Source organism: Streptomyces sp. NPDC050619 (assembly GCF_040654815.1).
In the GTDB taxonomy this organism is placed as follows: Bacteria; Actinomycetota; Actinomycetes; order Streptomycetales; family Streptomycetaceae; genus Streptomyces.
Genome location: NZ_JBFAIR010000030.1, coordinates 83,054 through 100,578 on the forward strand (window position 1 = coordinate 83,054; position 17,525 = coordinate 100,578).

Consider the following 17,525-nt stretch of genomic DNA (forward strand, 5'->3'; position numbering starts at 1 on the left):
CACCGGGCGGTCAGCGGCGGCGTACGGCCACGAAGCGCACCGGCGTGCCGGGCACGGCCTGTGCGACGGCCGACAGGTCGGCCGGGCGGACGACCGCGATCACCGGGTAGCCCCCGGTGGTCGGATGGTCGGCCAGGAAGACCACCGGTCTGCCGTCGGGCGGGACCTGGACGGCGCCCAGCACCATGCCCTCGCTGGGGAGTTCGCCGGACCGGGCCCGCTTGAGGGCGGGTCCCTCCGTGCGCAGCCCGATGCGGTTGCTCGCGGAGGACACCCGGTAGGTGCGGGAGGTGAAGGCGCGTACGGCTTCCGGCGTGAACCAGTCGTCGCGGGGGCCCAGGGTCACGTGGAGGACGAGTTCGGCCGGGGGCGCCGGCTGCGGGGCGACGTCCACGCGCGCGTGGGGCGATTCAGGACTCCCCAGGGGCAGCACCGCGCCGTCCGTGAGGGGCGGCGGGCCGAGCCCCGACAGCAGGTCCGTGGAGCGGCTCCCGAGGACCGGCTCGACGGCGATGCCGCCGGAGACGGCCACGTAGCCACGTACTCCGGAGAGGGCCGCTCCGACGTCCAGGAGCGCACCGGCGGGCACGCGCACCGGCGCGCCCCAGGCGACCGGGCGTCCGTCCAGGGTGACCGGGCAGGGCGCACCTCCCACCGCCACCGTGACCGTGGAACGGGGCCGCACCGCGCAGCCGTTGAGGGTGGTCTCCAGCACCGCCGCCTCGGGCCGGTTGCCGACCAGCCGGTTGACGAGGGCCGCCGCCGGTCCGTCCAGCGCCCCGGAGCGGGGCACGCCGAGATGGGCGTACCCGGGGCGCCCCAGGTCCTGCACGGTGGTCAGCGCTCCGGCGCGTACGACGCAGAGCGCGCGGTCCGTCATGAGCGCCCCGTCGGCACGAAACGCACGCGCGTGCCCGGCGACAGCAGGGCGGCCGGTACGCGCGCGTGGTCCCACAGCACGGCGTCCGTGGTGCCGATCAGCTGCCAGCCGCCCGGCGACGAGCGCGGGTACACGCCCGTGTACGGGCCCGCCAGCGCCACCGACCCCGGCGGGACGGCCGTACGGGGGGTGGCCCGGCGCGGGACGTCGTAGCGGGCCGGCAGTCCGGTGAGGTAGCCGAAGCCGGGGGCGAACCCGCAGAAGGCGACGCGGAATTCGGTGCCCGCGTGGATGCGGGCCACCTCCCGCTCACCGACGCCCCAGTGGGCGGCGACCTCGGCCAGGTCCGGGCCGTCGTAGCGCACCGGGAGCTCGATCACCTCACGCGCGCGTGGGGGAGCGGTCGGCACCTCGGAGGTGGTCAGTTCGGATGCCAGGCGGGCCGGGTCGGTGAGGCCGTCGAGGAGGACCGTGCGGGCCGCGGGGACGATCTCGCGGACCGACAGCGAGCCCTCCGCGCGGCGCCGCACGAGTTCGGCGTGCAGGGCCTGGGCCTCGTCGCCCGAGGCCACCTCGACGAGCAGGGCGCCGTCACCGACGGGCAGGACCCTCATACGAAGGCCTCGACCCGGACGCCCGACGTCTCCAGCCGTTCCCGGACCCGGCGGGCCAGCTCCACCGCGCCGGGCGTGTCCCCGTGCAGGCACAGGGAACGCGCGCGCACCTCGATGCGCGCCCCGGAGCGGGAGACGACGGAACCGGAGCGGGCCATGCCCACCGAGCGCTCCACCACGGCCTCCGGGTCGGTGATCACAGCGCCGTCCTGCCCGCGCGGGACGAGCGTGCCCTCTTCGGTGTACGCGCGGTCCGCGAACGCCTCCGTGACGGCCGGCAGGCCCGCCTTCTGGGCCAGCTCCAGCAGGCGCGAGCCGGGCAGGCCCAGCACGGGCAGTGTGGCGTCCGCGATGAGCACACCGTCGACGACCGCGCCGGCCTGCTCCTCGTCGTGCACGACCCGGTTGTAGAGCGCGCCGTGCGGCTTGACGTACGACACGCGCGAGCCCGCCGCGCGGGCGAACACCTCCAGGGCGCCGATCTGGTACGCCACCTCGGCCGCCAGTTCGGCGGACGGCACGTCCATCGCGCGCCGCCCGAACCCCGCCAGGTCCCGGTACGAGACCTGGGCGCCGATCCGTACCCCGCGCCCGGCCGCCAGCTCGCACACCCGCCGCATGGTGGCCGCGTCCCCGGCGTGGAAGCCGCAGGCCACATTGGCGCTGGTGACGACGGTCAGCAGCTGCTCGTCGTCGGTGAGCTGCCAGCGGCCGAAACCCTCGCCGAGGTCGGCGTTCAGATCGATCGAGGCCATGGGGGTCTCGTGTCTCCTTTCAGGCGACTTTCGGTTGTTATTGGTCGGTACCGGTCGGTCTCGATCGGTACCAGTCGGTCTCGGTTGGTTCGCGGTCGGCTTTCGGTTCGGCTGTGACGTCGCTTCAGACCACGCGGTACTTCTCGTCGCGGGCGTCGGTGAGGAACATCTGGCCCGGTGCGTGGGTGATGGCGAACGGCGGGCGGGAGGCCATCACCGCGGCCTGCGGGGTCACGCCGCAGGCCCAGAACACCGGGATGTCGTCCGGCTCGGCGTCCACCGGGTCCCCGAAGTCGGGATGGCCGAGGTCGTCGATGCCCAGCCCCGAGGGATCGCCGCAGTGTACGGGGCCGCCGTGCACCGCCGGCAGCAGACTGCTCTCCCGGATGGCGGTCGCCAGGTGCTCCGGCGGCACCGGGCGCATGGACACCACCAGCGGGCCGTGCACCCGACCCGCCGGACGGCACTGCCAACTCGTCATGTACATCGGTACGTTGCGGCCCTGCTCGATGTGGCGGATCGGGACACCCGCCCCGGACAGCGCCCACTCGAAGGTGAAGCTGCATCCGATCAGGAACGACACCAGGTCACCGCGCCAGTGCGCGCGCACGTCCGTCGGCTCGTCCACCAGCTCGCCGTCCTGCCACACCCGGTAGCGCGGCAGGTCGGTGCGCAGGTCGGCGCCGTCCGCGAGAGGGGTGGTCCATGAGCCGGCGTCCGTGACGTCCAGCACCGGACACGGCTTCGGGTTGCGCTGGCAGAACAGCAGCATGTCGTACGCCCAGTCGGCGGGCACCGAGATCAGGTTGGCCTGGGTGTGGCCGGCCGCGATCCCGGCGGTGGGGCCGGTCAGACCCGCGCGGAAGCGGGTGCGGGCGTCGTTGGGGCTCCACGCGTGCGCGTGCTCGTCGACGAGGGTCAGGGGACGGTCCTCCGTGCGGTTCATGTGAGCTCCTTGCCTCGGGTCTCCGGCAGCCCCAGCAGCGCCAGGGCCGCGATGCCGTAGCCGATCGCGCCGAAGACCAGCGCGCCGCCCACGCCCCAGCTGTCGGCCAGGAAGCCGACGGTGGTGGGGAAGACGGCGCCCACGGCACGGCCGGTGTTGTACGTGAAGCCCTGTCCCGTGCCGCGCACGGCCGTCGGATACAACTCGCTCAGGTAGGACCCGAAGCCGCTGAAGATCGCCGACATGCAGAACCCGAGCGGGAAACCGAGCACCAGGAGCAGGGTGTTGGAGCCGCTCGGGATGTTCGCGTACGCCAGGATGCAGACGGCCGACAGCAGGGCGAAGAGCCAGATGTTGCGCTTGCGGCCCAGCAGGTCGGTGAGATACCCGCCGGTCAGATAGCCGAGGAAGGCGCCGGAGATGAGGAACGTCAGATAGCCGCCGGTGCCGACGACGGACAGGCCGCGATCCGTCTTCAGATAGGTCGGCACCCAGGTGGCGAGGGTGTAGTAGCCGCCCTGGACGCCGGTGGAGAGCAGAACCGCGAAGATCGTGGTGCGCAGCAGGCCGGGCTTGAAGATCGCCGTGAACGAGCCCTTCTCGGAGCTCTGTTCGCGCACCGCCACCGCTTCGGGGGCGTCCTGCACGCGGCGTCGCATCCACACGACCAGCAGAGCGGGCAGCGCGCCGGTCCAGAACATGATCCGCCACGCCAAGTCGTCGCCGACGAACGAGAACACCAACGTGTACATGATCGCGGCGAGCGCCCAGCCCACGGCCCAGGAACTCTGGATCGCGCCGAGCGTGCGGCCGCGGTGCTTCGCGCTCGCGTACTCGGCGACCAGGATCGCGCCGACCGCCCACTCGCCGCCGAAACCGAGTCCTTGGAGGGCGCGGAAGACCAGCAGGGTCTCGTAGTTGGGCGCGAAACCGCAGGCGACCGTGAAGACCGCGTAGGTGATCACCGTGATCATCAGCGCCTTGACGCGGCCGACGCGGTCCGCGAACACCCCCGCGAGCGCGCCGCCGACGGCGGAGACCACGAGGGTGACGGTCGTGAAGAGGCCGGTCTGGCCGCTGTCCAGGCCGAAGTACGCGGCCAGCGCGACCATGCTCAGCGGCAGCGTGAAGTAGTCGTACGAGTCGAGGGCGTAGCCGCCGAACGCGCCGGCGAAGGCGCGGCGGCCGCGCGGACCGAGGGCGTGCAGCCAGCCCAACGCCCCGTCGTCGGCGGGGCGTTCGGCCGTGGTGGGCGGTGTGTCGGTGGGCAGGGCCTGCGGTGGAGGGGTCGTGCTCATGGGCACCTCGCTATGGGAGGACGGAGGGTGCTGGGGACCGAGCCGGGCCGTGCGGAAGCAGTGGCGGCGTCGCGAGCGGGGCGGCGCCGTTCGTAGAAAGGTAGAGGATCGTTGAACGATCCCTCAATACCCACGTTGTTTCGTTCTTGTATCTGCGATTGAATTCCGGGCATGGCAGAGCAGCTGACCGGACTGGCCGACGACCGCGCCCTCCTGGGCCGTACCAGCACCGCCGAACGGGTTTCGGACATCCTCAGGAGCCGTATCGCCGAGGGCTACTTCCCGCCCGGCACCCGCCTGTCGGAGGACAGCATCGGCGGCGCGCTCGGCGTCTCCCGCAACACGCTGCGCGAGGCGTTCCGGCTGCTCACGCACGAACGCCTGCTCGTCCACGAGCTCAACCGGGGCGTCTTCGTCCGGGTCCTGTCCGTCGAGGACGTCGAGGACATCTACCGCACCCGCGGCCTGGTCGAGTGCGCCGTCGTACGGGGGCTCGGCAAGCCGCCGTACGCCCTGGACGGCCTCGCGGAGGCCGTGGCGGAAGGCCGGCGGGCGGCGCGCGAAGGTGACTGGAAAGTGCTGGGCACGGCCAATATCCACTTCCACCGGGAGTTGGTCGCGCTCGCGGGGAGCGACCGCACGGACGAGCTGATGCGCAGCGTCTTCGCCGAACTGCGCCTCGCCTTTCACGTGGTGGACGACCCGCGCCGACTGCACGAGCCCTACCTCGCGCGCAACCAGCAGATCCTCGAGGCGCTCCAGGCCGGAGACAAGGGCGGGGCCGAGAAGCTGCTCGCGGTGTACCTCGGCGACTCGCTGGAGCGCGTGGTCGAGGTCTACCGGCGGCGGGTCGGCGAGGAGGGTTAGGGCCCTTCGCAGGTGTGACCGCCGCGACGCCGGGTCGCTTCTGCGTCGTTTGGGCCGTTGTCAGACCGAGGACCTAGTCTGTGCAGCGTGACTTCGCCTGCATCGACGGACAGCGTTCCGCCCCAGTTCAGCGCGGGGCCGCGCCCCGCACCGGGCCCGGCCGCCGACGAGGGACTGGCGCGGCGGCTGCGCGCGCTCGCCTGTACCGCGCCGCTGCACGACCTCGACGCGCGCAAGGCCAACCTCGCGGGCGAGTACTCGGTGTACGGCATGGCGGAGGTGGCCCTCGCCGCCATCGACCTGGTCACGCTGAACATGGACTTCGACACCGGCGCCGACCACGACCAGATAGTGGCCCGGCTCATCCCGCGCATTGCCGCCCAGGCCCCGCGGCGCCCCGTCGCCGAGCACGAGCGGGTGGCCCGCTGGGTCCTGGAGAACCTGATCAATGTCGGCAGCGTCGACCGCGGCTTCCGCGCCGTGTACGGCACGTTCGCCCCGGACGGCACCTATGTCCGCCGTGACTACGACTTCAAGCTGATCGAGGAGGTGCCCGGCCCCGGCGGCTCCGTGTATCTGCGTACGACGGACGAGGCGGTCAACGTCCTGGTCGGCGCCCTCGATACGGACGTCACCAGCGCGCAGATCGCCGCCGAGGTCAAGCTGGAGGTGCTGATCAGCCGCGGCCGCCTGGCCGACGCCCAACTGGCGGCCGAGCAGGCCCGATACCGGACCGTCCAGTACTCCGAGACCCTGCGCAGGGCGCTGGACGCGACGCGGCGCAACGTCCGGGCGGTGGACTGGCTCAGCACCGTGCCCGACATGATCGCCGAGGCCCTCGACCACGTCGCCGACCGCTACCGCCACGAGAACGCGATCCTCACGAACATCCGCAAGGCGCGTGACGAGTCCGAGGACCCGGAGCACAAGCGGCGCGCCGCCGAGCTGGTGGACATCGTGAAGGACTGCATCCGGCGGCACACACAGTTGCAGTCCCGGCTGCTGGAAGCCGGCCCGCTCTTCCGCGCGGAACAGGACCGGCAGGCCTTCGCCACGCCCATGACGACGTCCGGGATCGACCTGTACGGGCATCTTGTCGCGCCTGTCCTGCCGTTGGCCCTGGACCGGGCGGTCCGGGTCACCGACGCGTTCTTCGCGCACGGGACCGGGCTGCGTACGCCGGTGTCGGTGCGGGTGGGTGACCTCGTCGACATACTGCTGACGCCGCCGATGGAGCGGGAGCATCTGGGCGCGGAGATGCCGGAGCCGGACCTCATCGCCACGCCGGACGACAGCCGGTTCAGTGAGGAGCAGTTGGCTGCGGCGATGGAGCTGCTGGATCTGCCGGCGGACGCGCCGCGGCGGTTGTCGGGGTTGCTTGCCGAGGCTCGGCGTCAGGATGGCGATCTGCCGTATCTCGTCGCGTTGTTGGCGGTTCATGCGGCCAGTCCGCCCGTTGGTACGGCTTATCGGCAGGGCGAGGAGAAGTTGTTGTTCGCTGTGGACGACGGGGTGGAGTTGGACGATCCGGAGTTCGGTGGGGCCGATTTGATTGTGGGGACGGCTTTGTTGGGTGCGGCGGTGCGGACGGAGGCGGCGTGATGTTGTTTTTCGGCTGCGGGCCGGTTGTGGCTGGTCGCGCCCACGCGGCGGAGCCGCAAATGTCACAGCCCCGCGCCCCTAGGTGGGCAATCTGCACCCCTGTCTTCAAGCCCGAGGAGTCCCAGTCGTGAGCGAGCACGTCGAGTGGAGTGAGTCGGAAGCCGGGCCTGCGCCTGCGGCGGCCGTCACTCCCGCCGACGCCGCCGATGCCGCGCGGCTCGTCGCGTTCGGGTTGCAGCCCAAGCTGGCGCCCGCGCGTGACCAGGAGTACGCGGAGCTGCTGCGGCGCTATCGCGAGGATCCGGCGTTCGCGCGGCTCGCCGATGCCGTGGCCGCCGGGCTCGGGCTCGTCGTGCTGGAGGTGTCCCCGCGCGCGGGGATGGCCGTGACCGCGGCCGAGGACTCGGTGTTCGCCGTGCGCATGGGCGACTACGCGCGCCGGACGTCCGCCGACTCCGGGGACCGGTTCCTGCACGGGCTGGCGCATCTCGCCGTCGCCGCCATGGCGTTCCCGCGGCCCGAGGACCTCGCCGACGACGGGTACATCGGGCGGGTCTCGGTCAACGGCGTCGACGCGTTCGTGCGGCAGGCCTGCCGACGGCTGGAGGAGCGCGCCGAGGAGCAGGGCGAGAACACCGACCCGGCGACCGACGCGCCTGGTCTGGAGGCGGCATGGCGGATCTGGGCGAGACGCAGCGCGGCCGGAGCCACCAAGGACGCGCGCCGGCTGGCCGGTTCGACGACCGGCATCGTCGGCAAGGCCGTCGTCTTCCTCACCGACTCCGGCTTTCTGCAGCGCACGGGTGACGACAACGGCGGTACGTATCGCACGACGGCCCGCTATCAGCTCCAGGTGCGCGACATGGCGGGCAGTGCCGCCATGGCCGAGCTCCTCGAGCTGGGCGTCGTCCCGGTGACCGACGGGACACCGACCCTGCTGCCCGCCGAGGAGAGAGACGACCTGGAGCTGGTGGCCGACGCCGGGCTGCCCTTCCACGCTCCCTCCCAGTCCTGAAATTCCAGCCCTGAACTTTCCAGTCCCGAATTTCCCAGCCCTGAACTTCCCTGATCTGACGAAGACTTACGAGAGTCCGCCATGTACGAGCTGTCCCGGGTCCGCCTCTACTCCATCGGGCCCGCCGGTGCGCGCTACGCCGACACCGTGCTTGACCTGCGCGGTGTGGGCGAGACCGTGCCCGACCCCGCGCCCACCCAGGCGGAGTTCTTCGAGGAGGAGCCCGTCGGCCCGCCGCGCCGGCCCGCGCCCGCCGGTGTGCTCTTCCTGGAGAACGGCGGTGGCAAGTCCGTCCTCCTGAAGCTGATCTTCTCCGTGATGCTGCCGGGCCACCGCAACACCCTCGGCGGCGCCAGCTCCGGTGTGCTGCGGAAGTTCCTCCTCGCGGACGACTGCGGGCATGTGGCGCTGGAGTGGCAGCACGTACTGACCGGCGAGTGCGTGGTCGTCGGCAAGGTCAGCGAGTGGCGCGGACGCCAGGTCTCCAACGATCCGCGGAAGTTCGCCGAGGCCTGGTACTCCTTCCGGCCCGGGCCCGGCCTCAGCCTGGACAACCTTCCCGTCGCCGAGTCCACCGCGGTACGGCCGTCCGTCGAGGGCCAGTCGGGCGCACAGGGGCGTCGGCGGACCATGAAGGGCTTCAGGGACGCCATCACCGAGGCGGGCAAGGCGTATCCGCATCTGGAGGTGCACTGGGAGGAGATCCACGACCGGTGGATCGAGCACCTCGGCGATCTCGGCCTGGACCCCGAACTCTTCCGCTACCAGCGGGAGATGAACGCCGACGAGGGCGAGGCCGCAGGCCTCTTCGCCGTCAAGAAGGACTCCGACTTCACCGACCTGCTGCTGCGCGCGGTCACCGACACCCGCGACACCGACGGGCTCGCCGACCTGGTCAGCGGCTTCGGCAACAAGCTGGGGCGGCGCGCCGAGCTGATCGCCGAACGAGAGTTCACCGCCGGGTCGGTGGACCTCCTCGGGCGGATCGTCGAGGCAGCGGAAGCCCGCTCCCGCGCGCGTGACATCCACGCCGGGGCCGAGCGCCGTACGCGGACCCTGGCGCGGCGGCTGTCCGCGCGCGGGGCCCGGGAGCGCGTCCGGGCCGGCGATCTCGCCCAGCAGGTGACCGCCGCCGCGTACACCGTCACGCACTCCGAGTCGGCGCGGGAGCGCAGCGCGCTGATCGCCGCCGAACTCGCCTACCGGCACGCCTCGTTGGCGCTCGCCGCCGCCGAGAAGTCGGCCGCCGCGCAGAAGCGCGAGCTGGCCGACGCGCGCACGCTGCACTCCGCCTGGCAGGCCGCCGAGGCCGTGCTGCGCCACCGGGCCGCCGCCGACCGGGTCGCGCGCGTGGCCGCCGCGATCCAGGAGGCCGAGCGGGACGCGGCCCCCGCGCTGGCCGCCCGCGCCAAGGCCGCCACCGATCTCGTCCGGGCCCTGCACACGGCCGCGGAGAGAGCCGAGACCCTTGCCAACGAGGAGGAGGAGCGGTCCGCCGCCCTCCAGGAGGTCGGCGAGTCCGCCCACCGGGACGCCACCTCCGCCGCCACTCAGGCACAGCGCGCCCGCAGTGAGACCGGGCATCTGCGGCAGCGGCTGACCGAGGTCGAGCAGGAGACCGCCGAGGCGGTGCGCGCGGGCTGGCTCGACGACAGCGCACCCGACGCCGACCCGGCGCGCGCGGCCCTCGCGGCGAGCGACGCCGAGAAGACGGCCGTCGCCGCCTGGGACACCGCGCGCGAGGCCTCGAGCCGGGCCGCCGAGCACGCGCGCGAGGCGGCGGCGACCGAGTCCCGTGCCGAGTTGACGGCGGCTCGCGCGGAGGACGCGGCGAGCGCCGCGGAGCGGGCCCATGAGGCGGAGCGCCGCCTTGCCGAGGGCCTGGCGGCGGAGGAGCGTCTCGCCGAGTTGCTGAGCCTGCCCGGCGCGTCCGGCGCGGGACGAGGCGGCGTGCCGGCCCCCCGCGCGGGCACCGACGGCGCAGGTGACGGCGGTGCAGGTAACGGCGGTGCGGCGCGACAGCGGGCCGCCGAGACCGACCCTGCCGGTTCCGCGGGCGCCGGCAGCCCGCTCAGCCCGGAGGAACTCGACCGCTTCGCCGACGAGTTGCGCGAACTCCTCGACGACGCCGTCTCCGCCGCCGAACGGCAGCTCTTCGAACTGCGTACGGCCGCCGCCGACGACTCCCGGATCCTCGGCGCGCTCGGTGACGGCGGGCTGCTGCCGCCCGGCCCGGACGTGCTGGCCACCGTCGAGTTCCTGGGCGAGCAGGGCATCCCCGCGCTGCCCGGCTGGCGCTATCTCGCGCAGGCCGTCGACCCCGCCGACCACGCGCGCGTACTGGCCGCCCGGCCCGAACTGGTCGACGGCGTGATCATCACCGACCCCGCCACGCACGCGCGTGCCCGCGAGGCGCTGAGCGACGCGGCGCTGCTGCCCCGGTCCGCCGTGGCGGTCGGCACGGCCGCCGCCCTGCTCGCCCCCACACCCGCGCCCCACACGGAAAGCGGTGACGTCTTCCTCGTACCGCCGAACCCGGCCATGCACGACGAGCACGCCGCCGACGAGGAACGGCAGGCGCTGCGCGCGCGGGCCACCGAGCGGGACGAGGAGATCCGCGGCCTCGCGGCCCGGCTCGGCAAGGACCGGGAGCTGGCGGCACGGCTCGCCTCCTGGCGCACCGGCTGCCCGGCCGGCCGGCTCCTCGAGCTGGCCCAGGCCGCGCGCACCGCGCGGGTGTTCGCCGAGGAGTCCGAGGCCGAGCTGGCCGAGGCACGGACCGTGCGGGCCGAGGCCGACGAAGCCGCCGCCGAGGCCGCGCAGGTCCGGGACGAGCGGCAGGAAGCCGCCCAGAAGGCCCGGCGTGCCGCCGACGCCCTCGCCGGGCTGGCGTTCCGGCTGCGCGAGCGGGCCGGCTGGCAGGTCAAGCTGCGCGAACTCGCCGACGAGGCGGCCGAATCGGAGGTCCACGCCCAGATCTGCCTGGACCGTGCCCGGGCCGCCGACGAGGACCGGCGTGCCGCCCAGCGCGCCGCCGACGACGCCCGCCGCACGGCCCGTACCCTGCGCGCCGAGCGCTCGGAGATCGCGGGCGCCCCCGACGACGTACCGGAGAGCGACGCGAGCGCTTCGAAGTCGTCCCTGCCCGCCCTCCGCGAGGCTTATCGGGCCGCTTCTCAGCTGTACGAGAAGGTCGGTGTCGGCGCCGACCTGCGGGCCGAGCAGGCCCGTGCCGAGAGCGACGAGAGCGCGGCGCGCGCCGATCTGGACCGGCTGAGCAACAAGGTCCGCACGCGCGCGGGACAGCTGCTCCAGTCGCCGGACGGCTCCGACGGGCCCTCCCGGCAGGCCGCCGTCGCCCGGGCCGAGGAGCTGGTGCAGCTCCTGGAGACCCGGATGTCCAGCGCGAGCGAGCAGCTCGGACGCCTGCGCGGCGAGGCCGAGCGGCACGCGCCCGAGGACGGCGAGGCACACACCGAGCTGCCCGAGGAGCTTCTCCCGCGCGACGCCGAGCACGCGCAGGCCCTGCTGCGCACGGCGACCACCGAACTGGCCGCACGCACCGACGCGTTGACGCAGGCCCGGGAGGCGCACGCCGAACTGCTCGACGCACACCGCGCCGCCGAGGACGCGGCCGGCGGCTTCGACGAGATCGCCGCGATGCTCCGCGACCTGCTGCGCGAACACGCCTCGGAGGAGGAGCAGGAGGAGTCCGAGCCGTATCCCGGCAGCCCGGAGGAGGCCCGGCAGTCCGCCGCCGAGGCCCGCCGGTCCCTGCGCGGCTGCGCCGCCGACCTGTCGGCCGCCGAGGCCGCCGTGCGCGAGGCGAGCGACGTCCTCGTCCGGCACGCCAACTCCACGCGCTACGAACAGGTCCGCACCCCCGCCCGGCAGCAGATCCGCGAACTGCCCGCCTCCGCGCTGCCCGAGCACGCTCAGAAGTGGGCCGACGCCTTCGCACCCCGACTGCGCGTCCTCACCGACGAGTTGGAGCAGCTGGAACGCAACCGGGACTCGATCGTGGACCGCCTCAGAGGGCTCGTGGAGTCGGCGCTGGCCACGCTCAGGTCCGCCCAGCGGCTCTCCCGGCTGCCGGAGGGCCTCGGCGAGTGGTCCGGGCAGGAATTCCTGCGCATCCGCTTCGAGGAGCCCGACCAGGCCACCCTCACCGAGCGGCTCGGCGAGGTCATCGACGAGGCGACCCGGGCCGCCGTCAAGAAGAACTCCGACCTGCGGCGCGACGGTATGTCCCTGCTGCTGCGCGGTGTTGGAGCCGCTCTCCAGCCCAAGGGCGTAGCCGTCGAGATCCTCAAGCCGGACGCCGTACTGCGCGCCGAGCGCGTGCCCGTCGGGCAGATGGGCGATGTGTTCTCCGGCGGTCAGCTCCTCACCGCGGCCATCGCCCTGTACTGCACGATGGCCGCGCTCAGAAGCAACGACCGGGGCCGCGACAAGCACCGGCACGCCGGCACGCTCTTCCTCGACAACCCCATCGGCCGCGCCAACGCCACCTACCTGCTGGAGCTCCAGCGAGCCGTCTCGGACGCGCTCGGTGTCCAGCTCCTCTACACCACCGGCCTGTTCGACACGACCGCGCTCGCCGAGTTCCCCCTGGTCATCAGGCTGCGCAACGACGCCGACCTGCGTGCCGGCCTGAAGTACATCAGCGTGGAGGAACACCTCCGGCCGGGACTGCCGCAGCAGGCCGCGGCCGGGGAGGGTGAAGCCGTGCACAGCGAGATCACGGCGACGCGGATGTTCAGACGGCCCGCGCCACAGGGCACGTAGAGCCCCAGGATCTACGAGAACCAGCCCTGGGGAACGGGATTGGTATTGCGCCAGATGTGCTTCGGCTCCTGGTACTCCGCCAGGCCCGTCGGGCCGAGTTCGCGGCCGAAGCCGGACTGCTTGAAGCCGCCCCACTCCGCCTGCGGAACATACGGGTGGTAGTCGTTGATCCAGATGGTGCCGATGCGCAGCTTGGAGACGACACGCTGCGCGCGTGCCTGGTCGGAGGTCCAGACGGCTCCGGCCAGCCCGTAGATGGTGTCGTTCGCGAGGCGGATCGCGTCGGCCTCGTCGGTGAAGCGCTCCACCGTGAGGACCGGGCCGAAGGACTCCTCCTGGATGACGGACATGTCGGCGCGGCACTCGTCGAGGACGGTGGGGAGGTAGAAGAAGCCGTTCTTAAGGGCCGGGTCGCCGGTGGGGCGGGCGCCGCCGCAGCGCAGCACCGCTCCCTCCGTGAGCCCCGCCGCGACATACGCCTCGACCTTGCCGAGATGCTGGGCGGAGATCAGCGCGCCGGTCTGGGCGTTCTCGTCGAAGGGCCCGCCGAGCCGGATCAGTTGGGCCCTGCGGACGACCTCGTCCACGAACCGGTCGTGCAACGAGTCCTCCACCAGGAGCCGGGCACCCGCCGAGCAGACCTGCCCGGAGTGCAGGAAGACGGCGGTGAGCGCCATGTCGACGGCCGTCTCGAAGTCGGCGTCGGCGAAGACGATGTTCGGGTTCTTGCCGCCCAGCTCCAGCGCGACCTTCTTCACGGTGGCGGCGGCCGTGGCCATCAGCCGGCGGCCGGTGTGGATACCGCCGGTGAAGGAGACCAGGTCCACGTCCGGATGGTCGGCGAGGGGCGCGCCCGCCTCGGGACCGGCGCCCAGGATCAGGTTCGCTACCCCGGCCGGAAGTCCGGCCTCCTCCAGGAGGCGAACGAGGTGGATCGCGGTGTGCGGGGTCAGCTCGCTCGGCTTGAGGACGAAGGTGTTGCCCGCGGCGAGGGCCGGGGCGACCTTCCAGGCCGTCTGGAGGAGCGGGTAGTTCCACGGGGTGATCAGGGCGCAGACGCCGACCGGTTCGTACACGACCCGGCTGTCGGCCTCCGGATTGCCGGTGTCGATGACCCGTCCGGCGTCGGCGGCGGCGAGGCGGCCGTAGTAGCGGAAGCAGGCGGTGACGTCGTCGATGTCGTACGCGCTCTCCACCAGGCGCTTCCCGGTGTCCAGGGACTCGGCGCGGGCCATCGCCTCCTTGTCCCGCTGGAGCAGATCCGCCACCCGCAGGAGCAGGGCACCGCGCTCCGCGGCGGGAACGGTCGGCCAGGGACCCTCGTCGAAGGCGTGCCGGGCGGCGGCGATCGCCTCCACGGTGTCCTTGCCGCCGGCCTCGTCGACGACCGCGACCAGCGTGCCGTCGGCGGGGCAGCGGATCTCGCGGGTCCGCTCGTCGAGAGCGGACCTCCAGGTTCCGCCGATGAAGAGCTCGGGCATCGTGCTTCCTCCTGGAAGGGGCTGATCGAGGGCTGTGTTGCCTGGGGACGGGATTCAGGGATTCACCCCGGCCGCGCCCCGCCCCTCGGTGGTGGGGCGGGGCGCGCGGTGTGCCGTCGTTGTGCTGCCAGGCCTGATCCGCGGGGGACCGGCGCTGTCGGCGCTATGGCCTTATGCCGGCAGCCAGGCCTTCACGACGTCGGGGTTGGCGTCGACCCACTTCTTCGCCGCCGCCTCCGGGGACATCTTGTCCTGGGCGATCATCTTGGCGACCTCGTTCTGCTGCTCCGCGCTCCACTTGAAGTTCTTGAGGAACTCGGCGGCCTTCCCGCCGTCCTTGGCGAAGTCGGCGTTGAGGTACTTCTGCAGCGGGGTGTTCGGGTAGGCGCAGGCGACCTTCTTCGGGTCGGCGTCGCAGCCCTCCTTGTACGCCGGCAGCTTCACCTCGACCATCTCCACCTCGGCGTTGAGCCACTGCGGGGTCCACCAGTAGGTGAGGAAGGGCTTCTTGCTCTTGGCGTTCTGCTGGATCTGGGTGATCTGGGCGGCCTCGGAGCCCGCGTAGACCGTCTTCAGGTCCAGGTCCAGGTTTTTGATGATGGCGTCGTCGAAGGTGACGTAGTCCGGGGAACCTTCGAGCAGCTGGCCCTTGCCGCCGCTCTCCGAGGTCTTGAGGTCGGCCGTGTACTTGGAGAGGTTCTTGTAGTCGGTGACCTCGGGGTTCGCGTCGGCCCAGTACTTGGGGACGAACCAGCCGATGTGGCCGGTGACTCCGAGATCGCCCGCCGCGACGACGGACTTCTGCTGCTCGACGTACTGCTTCTCCTGCTCGGGGTGACCCCAGTCCTCCAGGACGGCGTCGATGGTCCCCTTGCCGAGGGCGTCCCAGGCGATGACCTCGCCCATCTGCTTGGTGGTGACCTTGTAGTCGAGGTCGTTCTCCAGCACGTACTGGGCGACGGCCGTGTTGGCCTCCGCGCCCACCCAGGAAGGCTTGGTGAGGGTGATGGTGCCGCCGCTGCCCGCGGATTCGGACTTGCCGGTGTCGGCCGCGCCGCAGCCGGCGACCGCGGTCAGGCCGAGGCCGGCGATGACCGCGAGGGCGGTGCGAAGTGTGCGGCGCTGTCTGTTCTGCACGATGTGATCATCCTTCATAGCTTGCTGGGGCCCGATTACTTGCGGATATGCGTGGTTGCCTGGTGGCTCCTAGCCGTCCTTCCTCCGGGCCGGAGCGGGCTGGGTCACCCGGTCCAGGACCAGACCGAGGCAGACGATCGCCGCGCCCGCCACCAGGCCGACTCCGAGGTCGCCGCGGGAGAGGCCGAACAGGACGTCGTAGCCGAGGCCTCCGCCGCCGACGAGGGCGCCGACGATGACGACGGCCAGCACCAGGACCACACCCTGGTTGACGGCGAGCAGCAGCGCGGGCCTGGCCAGCGGCAGCTGGACCTGGCGCAGTTGCTGCATTCCGGTGGCGCCCAGCGAGCGGGCGGCCTCCAGCGCGGCCGGGTCGGTCTTCTTCAGACCCTGGGTGGTGATGCGGACCACGGCGGGCAGGGCGTACGCGACGGCCGCGGTGATCGCGGCGGCACGCCCCACGCCGAACAGCGCGACGACCGGGATGAGGTAGACGAACTGCGGCATGGTCTGAAGTACGTCCAGCACCGGCCGCAGTGTGCGTTCCACCCAGGAGACCTGGGCGGCGAGGATACCGACGGCGACCCCCAGCACCAGGGTCAGCACCAGCGCGGCCAGGACCTGCGACAGCGTGTCCAGCGTTTCCGGCCAGACGCCGAGGACGCCCGTGGCCGCCAGCGCCACGGCCGCGCCGAGCGCGGTGCGCCAGGTGCCGGCCACCAGGGCCAGGCCCGCGACCAGCAGGAGCAGCGACCACCACGGCGCGCCCTGGAGGACGTCACGGAGCGGGTTCAGCGCCCAGGAGGTGAAGTTGGACGCCCAGACCTCGGTTCCGCCGAGGACGGGGACACCCGCGTGCAGGTGGTCGACCATCCACTCCTGGAAGGAGTTGACGGAGCTGGAGATGTCGTACGTCAAGGCGTCCGGCCATTCCGCGGCCCCGGCCAGCTTGCCCGCCACGACCGCCACCACGGTGCCCGCGGCGGCCAGCGCCCAGGCCGGCCCGCCGCGCAGCAGGCGAGGACCGTCGGTGGCCGGGGGCGCGCCGAGCTGCTCGCCCGCGGCCTCGGTCGTGCGGTCCAGCCAAACGGCGATCAGCACGATCGGGATGCCCGCGGCGAGCGCGGCTCCGACGTCGACGGTGGACAGCGCGGAGTACACCTCGTCGCCGAGGCCGCCGGCGCCGATCACGGACGCGATGACCACCATGGACAGCGCCATCATGATCGTCTGGTTGAGTCCGAGCAGGAGTTCCTTGCGGGCCAGCGGCAGCCGCGCCGTGCGCAGCCGCTGCCAGCCGCTCGCGCCGAGCGAGGCCGACGCCTCGAGGACGGACGGGTCGGCGCCGCGCAGACCGAGCGAGGTGAGGCGGGCCATCGGGGGCGCGGCGTAGATCACGGTGGCGAGCAGGGCGGCCGGTGAGCCGGTGCCGAAGATCAGCACGAAGGGGAGCAGGTACGCGAAGGCCGGGAGCACCTGCATGGTGTCCAGGACGGGGCGCAGGGCCCGGTCGACGCGGTCCCAGAGACCGCACGCGAGACCGAGCAGGAAACCGACCAGGGCGGAGACGGCGACCGCGACGATCATGAGGGCCAGCGTCACCATCGCCGGGTCCCACATGCCGAGCAGGCCGCAGCCGGCGAAGGCGAGCAGCGCGGTCGCGGCGACCTTGAGTCCGGTCCGGCCCGCTCCGCCGGCCCGCCAGGCGAGCAGTACGGCCGCGGCGGTGACGCCGGGCCAGCCGAGGAAGTCCAGCAGCTGGTAGACGCCGTCGACCGCGTCCACCGAGGTGTTGCTGATGTGCAGCAGGAAGTACAGGAAGATCGGGCTGCTGTCGCGGTTGTCGACGATCCACTGGCTGACGTCGCCCAGCGGCCCGGAGACGTCCACGCCCAGCGCGCCCGGCCAGCCGCCACTGCCCCACAGGACGGCGACGAGGGGCACCAGCACCACGGCGAGGGCGGCGAGGCCGGTCAGCCGGCGGCTCGCGCCGGACAGCACGGACAGCCGCAGCCGCAGCCGGGACCAGACGCCCTGGTCGCCCGGCTCGCCCGGCGGTGACGCGGTTTTCTCCGGATTGTCCGGTCTGGCGGGGATCAGTGTGCTCATCGGCTGCTCACCGCCGGTCTCCGGTGAGCCTGT

General features: G+C 72.6%; 12 protein-coding genes. 4 read left to right on the top strand and 8 right to left on the bottom strand.

Going from position 1 to position 17,525, the window contains the following annotated elements; translation table 11 throughout:
* Positions 1 to 10 precede the first annotated feature (10 nt).
* The 5 genes from AB0I77_RS37890 to AB0I77_RS37910 all read right to left on the bottom strand — a co-directional run bounded on the left by AB0I77_RS37890 (position 11) and on the right by AB0I77_RS37910 (position 4,493).
* Entirely contained in the window at positions 11 to 880 is an 870-nt protein-coding gene (locus AB0I77_RS37890; protein ID WP_363287337.1) for a biotin-dependent carboxyltransferase family protein, read from the bottom strand.
* On the bottom strand, positions 877 to 1,494 hold the full coding sequence (locus AB0I77_RS37895; RefSeq protein ID WP_363287338.1) for an allophanate hydrolase subunit 1: 618 nt from the start codon (positions 1,492 to 1,494) through the stop codon (positions 877 to 879). The genes AB0I77_RS37890 and AB0I77_RS37895 overlap by 4 nt, the downstream gene beginning before the upstream one ends.
* Entirely contained in the window at positions 1,491 to 2,249 is a 759-nt protein-coding gene (locus tag AB0I77_RS37900; RefSeq protein ID WP_363287339.1) for a 5-oxoprolinase subunit PxpA, read from the bottom strand. The genes AB0I77_RS37895 and AB0I77_RS37900 overlap by 4 nt, the downstream gene beginning before the upstream one ends.
* A 124-nt stretch (positions 2,250 to 2,373) precedes the next feature.
* Entirely contained in the window at positions 2,374 to 3,195 is an 822-nt protein-coding gene (locus AB0I77_RS37905) for a putative hydro-lyase (protein WP_363287340.1), read from the bottom strand.
* Positions 3,192 to 4,493 carry an MFS transporter gene (locus AB0I77_RS37910; RefSeq protein WP_363287341.1) on the bottom strand — a complete coding sequence of 434 codons (1,302 nt, stop codon included), beginning with the start codon at positions 4,491 to 4,493 and terminating at the stop codon, positions 3,192 to 3,194. The genes AB0I77_RS37905 and AB0I77_RS37910 overlap by 4 nt, the downstream gene beginning before the upstream one ends.
* A gap of 171 nt (positions 4,494 to 4,664) precedes the next feature.
* Between AB0I77_RS37910 and AB0I77_RS37915 the strand changes: the two genes are divergently transcribed.
* The 4 genes from AB0I77_RS37915 to AB0I77_RS37930 all read left to right on the top strand — a co-directional run bounded on the left by AB0I77_RS37915 (position 4,665) and on the right by AB0I77_RS37930 (position 12,765).
* Entirely contained in the window at positions 4,665 to 5,360 is a 696-nt protein-coding gene (locus AB0I77_RS37915) for a GntR family transcriptional regulator (RefSeq protein WP_363287342.1), read from the top strand.
* A gap of 87 nt (positions 5,361 to 5,447) precedes the next feature.
* Positions 5,448 to 6,962, top strand: coding sequence for a hypothetical protein (locus AB0I77_RS37920; RefSeq protein WP_363287343.1), 1,515 nt, complete (start codon positions 5,448 to 5,450; stop codon positions 6,960 to 6,962).
* Positions 6,963 to 7,089: 127 nt separating this feature from the next.
* Entirely contained in the window at positions 7,090 to 7,977 is an 888-nt protein-coding gene (locus tag AB0I77_RS37925) for a hypothetical protein (protein ID WP_363287344.1), read from the top strand.
* 81 nt (positions 7,978 to 8,058) lie between these two features.
* A complete protein-coding gene (locus AB0I77_RS37930; RefSeq protein ID WP_363287345.1) occupies positions 8,059 to 12,765 on the top strand; it encodes a hypothetical protein in 4,707 nt (1,568 codons plus the stop codon).
* Between the two features lie 11 nt (positions 12,766 to 12,776).
* Here AB0I77_RS37930 and AB0I77_RS37935 read toward each other — a convergent pair whose 3' ends face one another.
* The 3 genes from AB0I77_RS37935 to AB0I77_RS37945 all read right to left on the bottom strand — a co-directional run bounded on the left by AB0I77_RS37935 (position 12,777) and on the right by AB0I77_RS37945 (position 17,492).
* A complete protein-coding gene (locus AB0I77_RS37935; RefSeq protein ID WP_363287346.1) occupies positions 12,777 to 14,246 on the bottom strand; it encodes an aldehyde dehydrogenase family protein in 1,470 nt (489 codons plus the stop codon).
* Between the two features lie 171 nt (positions 14,247 to 14,417).
* On the bottom strand, positions 14,418 to 15,383 hold the full coding sequence (locus tag AB0I77_RS37940; protein ID WP_363287347.1) for an ABC transporter substrate-binding protein: 966 nt from the start codon (positions 15,381 to 15,383) through the stop codon (positions 14,418 to 14,420).
* A gap of 69 nt (positions 15,384 to 15,452) precedes the next feature.
* Positions 15,453 to 17,492: an ABC transporter permease subunit gene (locus tag AB0I77_RS37945; protein WP_363287348.1), complete on the bottom strand. Its 2,040-nt coding sequence runs from the start codon at positions 17,490 to 17,492 to the stop codon at positions 15,453 to 15,455.
* Positions 17,493 to 17,525 lie beyond the last annotated feature (33 nt).